Below are 15490 nucleotides of genomic sequence, written 5' to 3'. Positions count from 1 at the left end.
CCGCAGGCGGCTGTCCGCACGCTCAACCCGTCCCCTACCGTTGTCCATCCCCACCAGGAAGCACTCTCATGCATGACATTGGTGCTGTCCAGATCATCCTCGTGACCCTCGTGGCCTTCCTCGCCGGTTGCGACTCCGTTCTGGACGAACGCATGTTCTATCGACCCATCGTCGCCTGCACCCTCACCGGCCTCGCCCTGGGCGACCCGACAACCGGCATCATGGTCGGCGGCAGCCTGGAGCTGGTGAGCCTCGGCTGGATGAACGTCGGTGCCGCCATGGCGCCCGACGCCGCGCTGGCCTCCACCGTCTCCACCGTCATCGCCATTGCCGGCGGACAGTCGCACGAGGAGGCGATCGCCGTCGCCGTCCCGCTGGCCGTTGCCGGCCAGGCGCTGACCATCTTCGTGCGTACCGTCAACGTGTTCTTCGCCCACCAGGCCGACCGCTTCGCGGAGGACGGCAATATGCGGGGCATTCAGATCATGCACTTCATCGCATTGTCCCTGCAGGGTCTGCGCGTGGCCGTTCCCACCGCCGCAGTCGCGGTAGTGGCCTCGGGCGATGCCGTGCAGCGGGCCCTGGCCCTGATTCCCGACGTCGTCACCGAGGGCCTGCAGATCGCCGGTGGCTTCATCGTGGTCGTCGGTTACGCCATGGTCATCAACATGATGCGCGCGCGCAAGCTGATGCCCTTCTTCTTCATCGGCTTCATCGTGGCCCAGTCCATGACCACCCTGGACACCGGCATCACCCTGGTCGCCCTGGGCATCATGGGTATCTGCCTGGCATTCATCTACGTACAGCTCAACCCGGACTTCCACGAGTCGGTCCAGCTGCCGCGCTCAGCCCCCGTTGCCGCAGGCGCCGGCGGGCCGGGTGACGACCTGGATGACGATCTCGATGACGAGCTCGACTGACCGCGGCTAGGAACAGGGAAGGAAAACAACCATGTCCACTGAAATCGACGCCGCGCCCGCGCGCGAGCGCATGCTCACCGACCGCGATCTGCGGAGCATGTACTGGCGCTCCACGTTCCTGCTGGGCTCGTTCAACTTCGAGCGTATGCAGGCCATGGGGTTCTGCATCACGCTCATGCCGGCGATCCGGAAGTTCTACCCCTCCAATAAGACCGAGCAGGCGGCGGCGCTCAAGCGCCACCTGGAGTTCTACAACACCCACCCCTGGATCTCCTCGGTGGTCTTCGGTGTCACCGCCGCCATGGAGGAGCAGCGCGCCAAGGGTGAGGACATCGGCGATGACACGATCACCAACGTCAAGGTCGGCCTCATGGGCCCGCTCGCCGGCGTCGGCGACCCCATCTTCTGGGGCACTGTACGGCCCGTGCTCGGCGCACTGGGTGCGTCTCTGGCGCTGACCGGCTCCTGGCTCGGCCCGCTGGTCTACTTCTTCGGGATCAACATCATCCGCATCCTGGTGCGCTGGTACGGCCTGAAGTGGGGTTATGAGCGCGGTACCGCGATGGTGACGGAGGTCGGTGGCGGCCAGCTCAAGCGCATCACCCAGATCGCCGCCATCACCGGTCTGTTCGTCATGGGCGCCCTGGTGGCCAAATGGACGACGATCAACTTCCCCGGGGTGATCTCCTCGGTGACCGCCGACGACGGCACCGTCACCGAGACCACCTTGCAGAACATCCTCGATCAGTTGCTGCCCGGTGTGGCCGCTCTGGGGCTGACCTTCGTGTGCATGTGGCTGCTGAACAAGAAGATCAATGCCCTGTGGATCATTCTGGGCATGTTCGTCATCGGCATCCTCGGTGCCTGGACCGGCTGGCTCGGCCTATAGCCCCCATCCACCGAGATCGGTTGATATAACCACCGAGATCGGTTGTTGTTACCGTCGAGGTCGGTCGAAGTTGCGAGGCTTCGACCGACCTCGACGCCTCGTATGTAGCCGGATTGTGATCATCGGGTCTGTTTGGCTACTGTGGCCGCATGATCGTTTGGAGTGGCGGTGGCGTGCTCGCCGCATTGTTCCTGGTCCTGGGTGGTGGTGGCGGTGCCGCCGTGGCGGCGGCCTTCTCTGAGGAGGAGTCGGTGACCATGCTCTGCATGGGTATCGGATTCCTGATCTTCGGCGTCGTCGGCCGGTTCGTGGGGCTGCGGATCAACGTCACGCGCCCGGACGACCGGCTGGAGAATCATCTGCGCGCCTACGAGCAGGAGATGTACGGGAGGATACAAGTCGGCGCCTTCCAGGCGGCACCCGGGGTGCCCGCTCCGCGCAGCGCCGGTGAGGCGCAGCAGCAGGTCGACCGATTGGTGTCTCAGGAGCGTGACCGCATCGGCCGGGCGCTGCGCAACCGCCACACCATGTTCTGGATCCCGGTGCAGTACTGGGGCTTCATCGAGGCCGCCGGTGGTGCCGCGTTGCTGGTCGCGGCTCTCATCCGCGTCCTCTTCGGCTGAGCGGTCGCCGACGGTTCCTCAACCGGCTGCCCGGCCCTAGCGGCCGTATCAATTCGCCTTCGGCTCCCGTCCCGCTTCCGGCTTGCAGTCAGTAAGCTGTAACCCAGCACATACCGTCACCCGGCAGGAGAAGTACGTGCGTCAACTCATCGCGACCGACCTGGACGGCACGGTCCTGTTCGACCGGCGCGTCTCAGACGCGGACCTGGCCGCCATGCGGCGCTGGCGGGAGGCCGGCAACCTGCTCGTGGTGGACACCGGCAAGTCCGTATTCGCCACCCGCAACACCCTCACGGCCGTCGGCATGAGCTTCGACTACGCCGTCACCTTCACCGGCGCGGTGCTGATCGACGGCGACTACCGGGTCCTGTCCGCCCGCTACCTGCCCGACGGCGTCGCGCACGAGATCGCCGAATACCTTCAGGGCATCGACGGGCTGACCGTGTTCGGAACCACCATGGAGGCGGACCACATCGTGTCCGACACCTACCATGAGACCTCCCCGATCCTGGAGATCTTCCTGCCGATGAGCCTGGAGGAGATGCCCAGTCACCGGTTCATCGGCGTGCCCATGCGCGTGCGCGACGACGCCGTGCGCGAGCGCATCGCCACCGACCTCAGCGCCCGCTGGTCGGACCAGATCGAGGTGGTGCGCAACCAGGAGTTCCTTGACGTGATCCCCGCCGGGGCCACCAAGGGCGCCGGATTGAGTGACCTGGTAGCCGCCCTCACTGACGCCGATGGCCCCCTGGCCGGCGAGCGCATCGAAACCTGGAGCGTGGGCGACTCCTGGAACGACATCCCCATGCACACCGTCGCCGACCATGCCATCTGCCTGCCCTGGTCGCCGCCCGACGTCGTTGCCGCCTGTGAGCGGTCGGTGGGCTCGATGGCCGAGCTCGTCGACGAGCTGCTGGGCGCGGGCACTGGGGCCGCTGCCGATGCTGAGCGTGACGCCGCCGACGCCGCTGCACGCCCGGTCGTAGAGGAGGAGCGATGAGCGGCGTTGTTGGCAGGGTGCGCGACTGGTTCAACGGCGGCGACCCGGACGGGCGCGCCAAGCTCCGCGCCTGGGTCCGCGGCCATGACGGCCGCCCCGAGGGGTACACGTACGGGATGATGGGGCCCGCCGTCGGGCTGTCCGTCCTGGCGGCGCTGCTGTACGCGCCGACCAAGGGGTACGGCAGCATTGTGGCTCTGGTGCTGGCGATCTTCCTGCTGCTGGGGCGGCAGATGATCGAGCGGCAGGTGGCCCGCGACACTTCCGATCTGCGTGAGGCCGCGCGCCAGTACGAGCGCACCGGCAACGCCGAGTACCTGGACTTCACCAGGCTGCGGGCCGGCGGCCTGCTGGAGGACAACAAGATGCTCACCCGGGAGACGCGCGAGTGGCTGGTCGGGCGCATCGAGTGGGCGCAGGCCGAGCAGGACAAGCTCGCCAAGCGCGCCGAGCGGGCCCAGCGCAAGCGCCCCCGCGGTAAGAACGGCGGGCGGGGCGGCCGCGGCTCCGGAGGCAGCGGGAGCAGGCGGTGAGCGACGTCGGCCGCTACGTCCGCGGCGTCCTGTGGGACATGGACGGCACCCTCATCAACTCCCAGCCCTTCTGGGATGAATCCTTCCGACGCCGCTGTGAGGCCGCGGGCGGCGCCGTCACCGAGGCGCAAGTCGCCGCCCTGGAGGGCGCCTCCATCCGCCGCACCCGCGAGCTGATCGCCGCCACCGGGGCCGCCCCGACGCCCGACGCCCCTGAGGCCGAGGCGATCTTCACCGGCATGGCCGCCGACGTCGAAGCCGCCGTCAAGGCCTCGCCGCCGCTGGTGCCGGGCGCCCGGGAGATCACCCAGACCCTGCTGGAGGTCGGGCTGGCGCAGGTCATCGTCACCCAGTCGCCCCGCCCAATCGTGGAGGCGGTGGCGCATGCGCTGGGTGACGTCTTCGTCGGCGCCGTCACCGGCGATGACGGTCTGCCCGGCAAACCGGACCGTGCCCCCTACGCCGCCGGCATGCGCCTGCTGGGACTGAGCGAGGACCAGTGCGTCGTCGTCGAGGACTCCGCCACCGGCGCGGCCTCCGCCCGCTCCAACGACCTGCGGGTGATCCAGATCGGCGGGCGCAAGCACTTCCCTGCCGACCCCGGGCTCGTCGTCGTCCCGGAGCTGAAGGCCGTCACGCCGCACCTGCTGCTGTGGGCCGAGCCCTGATGGCGGGTCGCGGGGCCCGGTGACCGCCGGGCCCCGCTGCGGTCACTCGCCGGAGAAGCGGTAGACGTTCGTCTCACGCAGCGCGAAGCCGGCCCGCCGGTACAGGCGGTTGGCGGCCTCGCGGCTCGGGCGCGAGGTGAGGTCGACGGTGCGGGCGCCCAGCGACTGCGCGTACTCGACGGCGGCCTCCACCAGGGCCTGGCCGGCGCCCTGGCCGCGGGCATCGCCGTCGACGACGACGTCCTCCACCCAGGCTCGCAGCCCGGTGGGGATGGTGAAGGTCGCCAGGGTCAGCATCCCCAGGATGGGGGTGGAGCCGTCGGCCTGGGGGGTGTCGGGACGGAAGACGAACAGGTACACGCCCGGCTGAGCGACTAGTGCCTCGCACTGCTCGGCGGTCAGGGCGGGGGCGCTGCGGGAGAGCTGGGGGATGAGGCGCTCCATCGCCTCGACAAGCTCAGGGGTGGACTGGGTGACGACGTCGACGCTCATTACTTCTCCTGCTCGGGTGGGGATGACTTCGGGAAGAGCGTAACGGTTGGGCCCGCCGCATTGGGGACATGCTGCCGCATTACCGGGTTCGTGAACGTGCGGGCCCGGGTGCCGCGGCGCCATGGTCGCTGCGTCGTCGTCGCCGCGTCACTGTCCCTGCGGGCTCGGGTCCATGACAATGCCCTCGATCAGCACCAGGCCGGTGAGCTGGTCGAAGACGCGTACCACGTACGGGTGGTCGACGGTGAACGTGATCGATTCATCCTCCTCGGGTGCCGCGGCCAACTCGGTCACGCTGACTTCGGTGAGTGCCCCGGCCACCGTGCCCTCCTCCTTGACGATAAGCCGGACCTGCTGCACCGCCTGGTCGACGACCAGGTCCTCGCCGATGTGCTCCAGGGAGTCCAGCGTGATGCCCTGCGCCTCCAGGAAGGCGAGCAGATCCACGGCGCCCGGCTGCAGGTCGAGGGTGGGCAGGGCCAACCGGACCTCACGGCGCTGTTCATAGGCGACGGCGTCGAGTGCCGCGGAGGCGGCGGTCCAAGTGCCCTCGGGCAGCTGTGCCGGGGTGGTGCCGGAGTCCGGCAGGATCACGTCCATCACGGTGCTGCCGCTGCCCTCGGCGTACTGCAGGCGCACGGCCCGCCAGCCCTCGCCCTGCGTGTAGGGGAGGAGCCGCTTGTCGTGCATGAACTGGGCGGTGGCGGTCGTACCATCGGAAAGGGTGAAGTCATCGCCGGTGGTGTCATCGGCGGTGAAGGGCGATGCCCACCCGGCGGCGAACAGCAGGGCGTTTTGCAGCACCAGCCGCGTGTTCTCGGTGATCTCGATGCCGGAGGACTCGATCAGCCCGCCGGTGTGGCGCTTCGCCCAGGCGTCAAGGGCCGCCTTGGCGCGGCGGCGGTTGGCGTGTTCGGTGGTGGCCGCATACCACTGGCGGGCGGCGTCCAGGTAGGACTGCTCCACTGCCGGGTTGTCGCCGACCAGCAGCACCCGGTTGGCGATGTGCAGCAGTGGGGTGTCCGGGATCTGCTCGGGGTTGAAGTTGTCGAGCTGCGCATCGCTGGGATCTTTGGACAGCAGGGCATTCTGTAGTGCCGACCAGGTCAGATCGCGGACATGGTCCGCGTCGGCGCCTGCACCGGCGTCGGTAGCCACTCCGAGCAGGGCATCGACGCCGTCGGCGGGGGATGCGGAGCCGGCGTACAGGAGGGCGACGGCGAGTGCCGTACCCACCGGGCAGTTCAGGACGTTGCCCCCGGGCTCTTCGCCCAGGCGGAAGCGCAGCAGGGACTCGCTCAGGGCGGCGCAGGCGGCCGCGGCGTCCGGCGCGCCGGGAACGTCTTCCAGGGGGACCTCGCGGTGGGTGGCATCGGTGTCGTAGGCCTGTGCCTGCGCGGAGCTCCCGAGTATGCCGCAGCCGCCCAGGGTCACCAGTGCGGCGATGGCGGGCGGAAGGGTCAACGCCCGGCGGCGGGACAGGCCCCGAGGTCGCTCCGGGGTCGACCGGTCGGAGACGGCTGGGCGTGCTCTGGCGGATAGGCGTGAGGCAGCGTCATTACTCACCATGCCACGAGGGTATGTGGCAGGGCGGCACTATGCCAGGGGTAGATATGTCCGGGCGCGCCATATCTACCGACCTCGGTACGTAACTTCTACCGATCTCGGTACGTAACTTCTACCGATCTCGGCGGAGGGAGACGAGGACCTCGGCGTGGTCGGTGTGGGGGAACATGTCGAACAGGCGGGCCCGGCGCACCCGCAGGGACGGCATCCGCGCCAGGTCCGCCACCAGGCTCCCCGGGTTGCAGGAGGAGTACAGCACCCGCTCCGCCCCCGAGGCCTCGATGCGGCCGGCCAGCTCCGCCCCGATACCGCGCCGCGGCGGGTTGACCACGAGCAGATCCGGTGCGGGCCCGGCGCCCGGATCCAGCACGGAGGCGTCGCCGGCCTCGAAGCGCGCCGACTCCGCCGGCAGCTTCATCAGGCGGGCCGCGGCCCGGGCGCCGTCTATAGCCGCCGCCGACACCTCCACGCCCCGCACGGCTCGCCCCGGTCCGGCCAGTGCCAGGGCGAAGCCGCCGACGCCGCAGAACAGGTCCCACACCCGCTGCGGGCGCCCGGCCGTCCCGGTGTCGGCGTCGGCCCAGGCGCGGGCGGTCGCGTACAGCTGCTCGGCAATGGCGGTATTGGTCTGGAAGAAGGAGCGCGTGGGCAGGTACAGCGGCAGCTCGCGTGCGCCCGCCCGCGCCGCACCCGCCACGGGGGCGCGCGCCCCGCCGTCGGCCGGTGCCGGCAGCCGCAGCCGCATGAGTAGGCGGTCGGTGTCGGTGAGCACGACCTCCTCCGGCCCCTCGATGATCGCCTGGTGCACCGGTTGAATGTTGGCGCTGAGCACAGCCAGCGTCGGCAGGTCATGTTGCAGCCCGGGCAGGGCGGTGCGCAGGTCCTCCACGTGCCGACGGCTGCGCAGCACGAAGCGCACCATCAGGTCTCCGTCCGGGGAGGCCGTCACCAGCAGGTGCTTCAGCTCTCCCCGGCGCGCCGGCACGTCGTAGGGCGTCAGGCCGAGCGCGGTTATGGTGCGCGCGAGCACGGGCAGTGCGGCCTCGATCTGCGGCATGTGCAGGGGGCATTCGCGCAGGTCGACGCCGCGGCCGCCGCTCCCCAGCACGCCCAGTACCGGGGCGGCGGCCGTGCCGGAGACCACCATCTTCGCCTTGTTGCGGAAGCGCGCCGGGGCGCTCGCGGCCGGCTCCTGCCAGGCGTCGGCCGGCACGGGGTTGGCGCCGTCGGCCAGCAGTGCGGCGATTCGGGCCTGCTTGTGCGCCAGTTGGGCGGGCAGCGGGGTCGACAAGTGTGGGCAGGAACGGCAGGTGGCGTCCTCGTGCAGCGCGCACAGTGAGGCCGCCGACGGCGCTTGTGCGGTCGGCGCGCTGCTGTGCGTACGTGCGTGAGCCACAGGCCGAATTGTCCGGCTCCGGGCCGCGTCGTCAAGGCGGTTGCGTCCGCCGCCGACGCGCGGGGGAACGGTAGGTTGTAGGAGTAACGAGGAGATATACGGCAGACTGTCCCGCATGAGTGATGAACCCGAGACCGACGCCACCACGCAGCGCACCGCCCGCCACTCGGCCGGCACCGCCACGTTCACCGAGGCCGACGTCGCCGCCTATCGCGCGCAGATCGCCCAGTGGACGCCCCGCACCGGCATCGGCACCGATGTACACGCCTTCGCCGCCGCCGACTCCGACACTCCGCTGAACCTGGCCTGCCTGAACTGGCCCGATGAGGTCGGCCTGGAGGGGCACTCCGACGGCGACGTCGTCGCGCACGCCTGCTGCGACGCCCTGCTGTCCGCCGCCGGGCTGGGGGACCTGGGCGCCAACTTCGGCACCGACGAGCCGGAGTGGAAGGACGCTTCCGGCGCGGCGCTGCTGACGGAGACGGCCAAGCGTGTGCGCGAGGCCGGCTTTGAGATCGGGAACATCGCCGTTCAGCTGATCGGTGCTCGCCCGCGCGTGGCGGACCGCATGGAGGAGGCGACCGCCGCCCTGAGCGCGGCCGCCGGCGCCGCCGTCGCATTCTCCGCGACGACGACGGACCAGCTGGGCTTCCTGGGGCGTGAGGTGGGTCTGGCGGCAGTCGCCACCGCCCTGGTCTGGCCGGTGCCGCAGGCGTAGCGAGGTTTGCCGCACCCGTTAGGCTGCGGGGGTGAGCACCTCCGTGAATGACGCGCGCCCTGCGCTGAACCTGCGCCTGTACGACACGGCTGCCCGCGCAGTCGTGCCCCTGGCGCCCACCGTTACGCCCGGCACGGTGACGATCTACCTGTGTGGGGCCACGGTGCAGGGCTCACCGCACATCGGGCACATGCGCAGCGCCATCGCCTTCGACGTGCTGCGCCGGTGGCTGACACGCTGCGGGCAGAACGTGGTCCTGATCCGCAATGTCACCGATATCGACGACAAGATCCTGACCAAGTCGGCTGCCGCCACCCCGCCGGTGCCCTGGTGGGCCTGGGCGCAGCGGCATGAGCGGGAGTTCGACGCCGCCTACCAGGCCCTCGGCGTGCAGCCGCCCACCTATGAGCCGCGCGCCACCGGCCACATCCCCGAGATGATCGACCTGGTCCAGCGACTGCTCGACGCCGGGCACGCCTACACCGGCGAGACCGGCAACGTCTACTTCGAAGTGCGTTCCCTACCGGACTACGGCTCGCTGACCAACCAGAGCGTCGACGACCTGGCCACCACTGAGGACGACTCCCAGCTGGACGCCGACGTGGAGGCCGACAAGCGCGACCCGCGCGACTTCGCCCTGTGGAAGGCCGCCAAGCCCACCGAGCCGGCCGACGCCGCCTGGGACGCCCCCTGGGGCAGGGGCCGGCCCGGCTGGCACCTGGAGTGCTCGGCCATGAGCCGACGCTACCTGGGGGAGTGCTTCGACATTCACGGCGGCGGCATTGACCTGCGCTTCCCGCACCACGAGAACGAGCAGGCCCATTCCCACGGTGCCGGCTGGGGCTTCGCCCGCCACTGGGTGCACAACGCCTGGGTGACCATCAAGGGCGAGAAGATGAGCAAGTCGCTGGGCAACTCCCTGGTGGTGTCCGAGCTGCTCAACCGCTACGACCCGGCGGTGCTGCGCCTGGCGCTGGGCACCGTCCACCACCGCTCCACCGTGGAGTTCTCCGAGGAGACCCTCGCCGACGCCGCCGGTCTGTGGGAGCGCTTGTCCGGGGCGGTCATGCGCGCCCGGGAGGTCACCGCCCCCGGCGACGGCGGCCCCGGCCCGGTCGACGCCCCCGCCGCGGCGGTGCGTGCGCGGGCCCTGCCCGAGCAGTACGTCGCGGCCATGGATGAGGACCTCAACCTCGCCGGCGCCATGGCGGTAGTCCACGCCACCCTCAAGCGGCTCAACACCGCCCTGGCCGAGTCCACCTCCGACGCCACCACCGTCGCGGATGCGGCCCTGGACCTGCGCGCTCAGCTGGATGTGCTCGGCCTCGATCCGCTCGCCGAGTCCTGGCGGGGTCGGGTGCTCGGTGCGGGCGGTGGCACGGACGACGCCGCCGTGCGCGCCCTGGACCGGCTCGTGGCCGGACTGCTGGAGCAGCGCGCCCAGGCCCGCGCCGCGAAGGACTGGGCCAGGGCCGATGCGCTGCGCGCGGAGCTGACGGCGGCGGGCGTCGTCGTCGAGGACAGCGCCGCCGGGGCTCGCTGGCACCTGGCCTGAGCCGGGTTTCCGGCTCAGGCGGCGCCCGACGCCTAGCAAACCCACTTTCCGTAACCCCGGCCACTGGCCGCAGCAGAATAGGAAGTCCACGATGGCAGGAAACGACCAGCGGCACGGCGCCATGCGCAGGTCCGGCAAGAAGAAGGCCCCACTCAAGGGCTCCGGTGGTGTGCGCCGCCGCGGCCTGGAGGGGAAGGGCCCCACGCCCAAGGCCGAAGACCGCGTCGGTCATCCGAAGGCGCGCGCCAAGGCACTTGCCGAGTCGCGTGCCGCCCAGCCGACCCACGCCGGGCGCCTGGAGGACGCCAAGCGGCGCTTCGGCGTCCCCGGGGACCACGAGATCATCTGCGGCCGCAACGCGGTGGCGGAGGCGGCCCGCGCGCGGGTGCCCATCACGCGCGTGTTCATGGCCTCCTCGGCGCAGGACGATGACCGCCTGAACGCCGTCGTACGCCGGGCGGCACTGGTCGGTGCGCCGGTGGTGGAGGCCACCAGGCTGGACCTGGAGGCGCTCACCGACGGCGCCGCCCACCAGGGGGTGGCCATTGAGGTGCCCGCCTACGAGTACGTGCTCGCCCGCGACCTGCTGGATCGCGCCCGCGAGGCCGGGCACACCCCGCTGCTGGTGGCGCTGGACCAGGTGACCGACCCGCATAATCTCGGTGCTGTGCTGCGCTCGGCCGGGGCCTTCGGCGCCGACGGCGTGATCGTGCCCGAGCGCCGCTCCGCGGGTGTCAACGCCGCCGCCTGGAAGGTGTCCGCCGGCGCCGCCGCGCGGGTGCCGGTGGCCCGGGAGACCAACCTGGTGCGCAGCCTGCAGGCCCTGAAGCGGGAGGGGTGCTTCGTCGTCGGCCTGGACGGGCGGGCCACCACGGCGGTGGAGGAGCTGAACCTGGCGGATGCCCCGCTGGTGGTGGTCACGGGTGCCGAGGGCAGCGGGTTGTCGCGGCTTGTCCGGGAGACCTGCGACCTGCTGGTCTCCATTCCGATCGCCGGAACGGTGGAGTCCCTCAACGCCGCCGTGGCCACCGGTATCGCCCTGTATGAGGTTGATCGGCTGCGTCGTCGAGCGGCTGCGGGCGCGTAGCTCGTCGCGGCTCAGCCGGACTGCCGGTGACTATCGGGGCCTCCCGGGGCTGACCGGGAGGCTCTATGCTGACACAATGGTCGTGTCCCCGCCCGTCGTGCGGACGGGCCGGCGGACGACGGTCGTCACCATTCGACTAGGAGGCCTTCATGGCTCAGGACCCCGCACAGCGCTGGAACCGCACCGAGGGCGTGCTCGTGGTGCCCGGAACCCAGCCGGACGCGGTCGCCGCGCGGTTGGAGGAGGATCGCGTCGTCGCCCGCCTCGAGTGGTACCCGGAGACCCCCCACCTGCTGTCCTTGACCCTGCTGGCCGACGCTGATGGGCGCGTGGCCGTGACGCCGCCGTCGCGCGGCGGTGTGATGGGCGGAATTCGTATCAGTGAGCTGGTGGAGTCCCTCGCGCGCGAGTTCTCCGGGGATGTCACCATCGGCCCCGCCTCCTTCAATGCCCTGCCCGACGACGTCGCGCTGCCGGATGTGGCGGCGCAGTCCCCGGATGCGTCCCGCACCGTGGTCGTCTCGCCGTTGAGCGCATACATGGTGCCGTTGCAGGCGACGCTGCTGGAGCGCCCGCTCGCCGTCATTTCCCTGCCCGCGCTGGACCGGCGCATCGTCATGTATGCCGGTGAGGGCAACGAGCTGGGCACCTTCGGCTGGGATGAGGAGTCCCTGCCCGCCCTGGTGCTGAGCGTGGATACGCGTGACATCGCCGTGCGCGCGGTCACCACTGGGGAGAGTGAGGACGACGCCGTCTTCTCCTGGGGCATGACCTCAAGGTACGTGTGGGGCGGCGTGGCGGAGCCCGGGCCGGCGTTGCGCAAGCTCGTGGAGGAGCTGCTGACGGACTCCACGGATGTCTCCCGTGTGGCAGACACGGTGCCGGGTGCTGACGCTGAGGCGGTGGCGGAGGCCTTCTCCACGCCCGGGTTGGACGGACTGGTGGCCCTGGTGGATGCGCTCGGCCTTCCGGACTGGGTGGCGATGGTGCTCACTGGGCGGCTGGCGCCTGCTGAGGCGCCCGGGGCGGTGGTGCATGAGCCGCGTGGACTGTCGAATGCCGTGGGGCGTTCGGTCGGGCTGATGCTGCAGGACCCCTCGGTGCCGGGATCGGCGTCGTGGCAGTCGTATGTCCGCTTCGTCACCGACAAGCCCTGGATCGTGCGGGCCGGTTTCGGCCTGGAGGCGGGGGTCGGCAGTGCGCTGATCGGCTATGCGGTGCGTCGGCGCGAGCGGACCGGGTACCTGCGCCGCGGCATGATCGTCTTTGGCGCGTTGATGGTGGCGGAGGCTGTGACTCAAGTGTCGCTGGCCTCCGTGACCCGGCACCGGGAGCTGCGGCGTCGGGCGGATGAGGAGATGGCGCTGGTGGCCGAGGAGCTCGGGGCCTGAGTCGACCGGTCAGCAGGGCGGAATGTCAGAAGGGCGGAATCTCGTCTAGCAGCGGGGCCAGGCCGAGGTCGTGCAGGGCCTGCGGGTAGGGCGTGGACTCGAAGGCGCCGACGGGTCGGCCGGGGCGGGGGCCGCGGCTGGTGACCTGTGGGGGAGCGCCGCGACGGTTCGCGTCCTGAGCAGAGAGGTCGAGGCCGTGCTGGAGACGATCCAGGATGGTGTCGTCAACGGCGTCGGTGAGGTGCGCGGGGACCTTCTGGGCGGGGACAAGCAGTTGGCGGGGACCGATCTTGTGGGCCAGCAGGGTGATGCTCCCGTCCGGGCTGCGCTGGTAGCGAGCACCGCTGGGAGTGTGCCAGGTCATGTCACCGGAGTCGGTGCGGCTGAGGCTCCATCCGGGCGTGTGCTTGAGCCGGTGGTGTGCCTGGCACAGGCTGGTGAGGTTGCTCAGGCTGGTGGCCCCGCCTTCGGCCCAGGGTTGAATGTGGTCCGTGTCGCAACGGGCGGCGGGGGTGGTGCATCCCGGGAACGTGCAGGAGCCGTCCCTGGCCTGCACGAGTTCACGCAGGGCGACCGGGGGCCGGTAGTGGGTGCGGCCCACGTCGACTACGGTCCCGGAGACCGGGTCGGTGACAAGCCTGCGCCAGACGCCACCGGCTGCCAGGGCGCGGGCGGTGGCGGCGGGTACCGGCACCGTACTGACCCCAATGGTGACCTCGGCTGCGGGCGCCGCGCCGGCGACCGCCTCGCCGTGGGGGAGGGGACAGTGGCCGCCCACAACCGCGGTGGGCGCACTGCTCCCGCTGCGCGAGGGTGTGTCTGCGGGGCCTGCGGTGGGCGCGCTTCGCCCGCCGGCTGTGGGTGCTTCGGGCACACTTAGCCCGCCGGCTGTGGGTGCTTCGGGCGCGCTTCGCCCGCCGGCTGCGGCGGATTGTCTGCCTCCGGCGCCCGTGGGCCGGGCTGCGGTATCGCCTGCGGTCGGTCGGCTGTCCCCGGCCGCATACCCACTGGGCGGGTCGTCCCCGTTGGGCGGGTCGTCCCCGTTGGGGTCGGCGTCGTCGGGGAGCAGCTGTTCCAAGGGGACGGTGACGTCTACGTTGATGGTGATGCCCGGCGGCGGGAAGACCGCATCTACCCCGGAGGGCGTCCACCAGGGCCGGGCGGGCTCGACGAGGCTGCTCAAGCCGGCCAGCAACCCGTCCAAGGGGACGCCGTCGGGCAGCAACTGTGCGGTAGCCGGTGCGGGTGGCCCACCGCTGGCCGCGGCCGGCTCGGGCGTGGTGAAGGGTGGCCGACATGCCGCGTACTGGCTGGACTGCAGGGTGCGAAGCGTCATGCCGACGACGGCGTCGGCCCGCAACTGCGCCGGGGAACGCTCATCCCCGGCTGCCCGGGCGGAGGCGGCGACGGCGTCCAGGGTTGCATCCAGTAGGAACGCGTCCAGGCTCGGCAGGAGCAGCCGCATTTCGTGGACGCCCTCGCCTGCCTGGCGGGGCCGCGTGACATGCCTGCGGGCCTGGTTGCGCTTGCGGCGACTGTCGGCGTCGTCGGGGTCCAAGGCGGCCAGGGCGCGGTCAATGTCCTTGGCCAGCTGTGACGTCGTCCTGCGGGATGCGCGGGGCAGGACCTGCTCCTGCACGGCCCTGGCCACCCTCGCGTCGGCATCCTCCAGGCGCTGCACCACCAGGGCGGTTTTGCCCGTGTCCAGCAGGCCGGCCCGATGCAGGGTCTCGGTGGCCGCGAACTCGGGTTGCAGCAGGGCCTCGCCTCGATCCAGTATCCGACAGGCACTCTGGCGGGTGGTGCCGAGTCGGCAGGCGATCTCCCCGCCGGTGGTGAAACGGCGCTCCTCCTTAGTCACCAGGCATTCGAGCCGCCCGTCCGGACCCCAGGGAGCTGCGCCGCGGTTCATCTCCGGTGTACGGGCAAGGCACGCCGCCGCTGCGCCTTCGCACCACGACGCCCAGGCGACCAGCCGGTGGCACGCCGCCACCAGTTCGCTGAGCACCTGCGCGCCCAGCGCGGCCAGGCGGTCGATGCCGGTGCCCTCGCCCCAGTCCACGCCCCGCTGTGCGGAGGTCTGCGCCAGGGCGCGGTCGGCCGGGCTCGTGATGGTGTTGAACAGTGCCTCGGTGTCCGGAATTCCCAGTATTTCCGCCAGCTCGGCGATGCCCACAGCGTCCGCGGTGGCAGCGCCCGCGGCGCTCGCTGTGTCGGCGGCGCATGCGGTGTGTGCGGTGGTTGCAGCAGGCTCCGCGCCTGCGTTTGTTGCGGTCTCCCCGGCGGCGGAGCGAGCCGCGTCACCGTTGGGGGTGGCGGCGACCAGTATGCCGGCCAACATGCCCTCAACCAGGCTCGCCAGGCCCGCGCCTGCGGGTACTTCCGCCAGGTGCGCGATCAGCGCCGTGGGCTCCTGTAGGACCCCGGGCCCGGCCGTGTAGGCCTGTTCGGCTCCGGGCCAGGACGCCGCCTCCCCGTATGAGGCATCCCAGGCAACGCTCGCCATCGACCCTCTCCCGGTGCCGGGCAGCCCTGCACGATCCGTCGGGGATGCCCTGCCGGATCGCCGCTCCGCACCGTTGCCTTCGTACATGTGTCCACGGTATCGCGGGTCACCGACACGAATTCCACCCCCTTAACGTGCTCGTCCGG

At 70.9% G+C, this 15490-nt stretch carries 14 protein-coding genes; 10 read left to right on the top strand and 4 right to left on the bottom strand.

What is annotated here, in order from left to right; all coding sequences use genetic code 11:
• The first annotated feature begins 68 nt into the window (after positions 1–68).
• From E4J16_RS13990 to E4J16_RS13965, 6 genes are all read left to right on the top strand, one after another.
• Complete coding sequence (locus E4J16_RS13990; RefSeq protein WP_136191906.1) at positions 69–920, top strand: PTS mannose/fructose/sorbose transporter subunit IIC; 852 nt, start codon at positions 69–71, stop codon at positions 918–920.
• Positions 921–951: 31 nt separating this feature from the next.
• Positions 952–1809 (top strand): PTS system mannose/fructose/sorbose family transporter subunit IID, encoded by an 858-nt coding sequence (locus tag E4J16_RS13985; protein WP_136191905.1) that lies wholly within the window; start codon positions 952–954, stop codon positions 1807–1809.
• 149 nt (positions 1810–1958) lie between these two features.
• Positions 1959–2432: a transcriptional accessory protein gene (locus E4J16_RS13980; protein WP_136314363.1), complete on the top strand. Its 474-nt coding sequence runs from the start codon at positions 1959–1961 to the stop codon at positions 2430–2432.
• Between the two features lie 136 nt (positions 2433–2568).
• Positions 2569–3432 (top strand): HAD-IIB family hydrolase, encoded by an 864-nt coding sequence (locus E4J16_RS13975; protein ID WP_136191903.1) that lies wholly within the window; start codon positions 2569–2571, stop codon positions 3430–3432.
• Positions 3429–3965, top strand: a complete 537-nt coding sequence (locus E4J16_RS13970; RefSeq protein WP_136314362.1) for a hypothetical protein — start codon at positions 3429–3431, stop codon at positions 3963–3965. Before E4J16_RS13975 ends, E4J16_RS13970 begins: the two co-directional genes overlap by 4 nt.
• A complete protein-coding gene (locus E4J16_RS13965; RefSeq protein WP_136314361.1) occupies positions 3962–4633 on the top strand; it encodes an HAD family hydrolase in 672 nt (223 codons plus the stop codon). Before E4J16_RS13970 ends, E4J16_RS13965 begins: the two co-directional genes overlap by 4 nt.
• A 42-nt stretch (positions 4634–4675) precedes the next feature.
• On the opposite strand, the gene E4J16_RS13960 is transcribed toward E4J16_RS13965, so the two are convergent.
• From E4J16_RS13960 to E4J16_RS13950, 3 genes are all read right to left on the bottom strand, one after another.
• Complete coding sequence (locus E4J16_RS13960; RefSeq protein ID WP_136191900.1) at positions 4676–5125, bottom strand: GNAT family N-acetyltransferase; 450 nt, start codon at positions 5123–5125, stop codon at positions 4676–4678.
• Between the two features lie 147 nt (positions 5126–5272).
• On the bottom strand, positions 5273–6694 hold the full coding sequence (locus E4J16_RS13955) for a serpin family protein (RefSeq protein ID WP_136314360.1): 1422 nt from the start codon (positions 6692–6694) through the stop codon (positions 5273–5275).
• A gap of 109 nt (positions 6695–6803) precedes the next feature.
• Positions 6804–8087 carry a methyltransferase domain-containing protein gene (locus tag E4J16_RS13950; protein ID WP_240038174.1) on the bottom strand — a complete coding sequence of 428 codons (1284 nt, stop codon included), beginning with the start codon at positions 8085–8087 and terminating at the stop codon, positions 6804–6806.
• A gap of 115 nt (positions 8088–8202) precedes the next feature.
• On the opposite strand from E4J16_RS13950, the gene ispF reads away from it, so the two are divergent.
• The 4 genes from ispF to E4J16_RS13930 all read left to right on the top strand — a co-directional run bounded on the left by ispF (position 8203) and on the right by E4J16_RS13930 (position 12838).
• Positions 8203–8805: a 2-C-methyl-D-erythritol 2,4-cyclodiphosphate synthase gene (gene ispF, locus E4J16_RS13945; protein WP_136191897.1), complete on the top strand. Its 603-nt coding sequence runs from the start codon at positions 8203–8205 to the stop codon at positions 8803–8805.
• Between the two features lie 31 nt (positions 8806–8836).
• Positions 8837–10360, top strand: coding sequence for a cysteine--tRNA ligase (cysS, locus tag E4J16_RS13940; protein WP_136314358.1), 1524 nt, complete (start codon positions 8837–8839; stop codon positions 10358–10360).
• Positions 10361–10451: 91 nt separating this feature from the next.
• On the top strand, positions 10452–11447 hold the full coding sequence (gene rlmB / locus E4J16_RS13935; protein WP_136191895.1) for a 23S rRNA (guanosine(2251)-2'-O)-methyltransferase RlmB: 996 nt from the start codon (positions 10452–10454) through the stop codon (positions 11445–11447).
• A 149-nt stretch (positions 11448–11596) separates the two neighbouring features.
• The gene (locus E4J16_RS13930) at positions 11597–12838 is read left to right on the top strand and encodes a hypothetical protein (RefSeq protein ID WP_136191894.1); all 1242 of its coding nucleotides are present in this window, start codon (positions 11597–11599) and stop codon (positions 12836–12838) included.
• A 25-nt stretch (positions 12839–12863) separates the two neighbouring features.
• Here E4J16_RS13930 and E4J16_RS13925 read toward each other — a convergent pair whose 3' ends face one another.
• Positions 12864–15344 (bottom strand): HNH endonuclease signature motif containing protein, encoded by a 2481-nt coding sequence (locus tag E4J16_RS13925; RefSeq protein ID WP_136314357.1) that lies wholly within the window; start codon positions 15342–15344, stop codon positions 12864–12866.
• Between the last annotated feature and the right edge of the window lie 146 nt (positions 15345–15490).

This window comes from Actinomyces procaprae, assembly GCF_004798665.1.
Taxonomy (GTDB): domain Bacteria; phylum Actinomycetota; class Actinomycetes; order Actinomycetales; family Actinomycetaceae; genus Actinomyces; species Actinomyces procaprae.
This window is presented reverse-complemented; position numbering and strand designations above follow the sequence as displayed.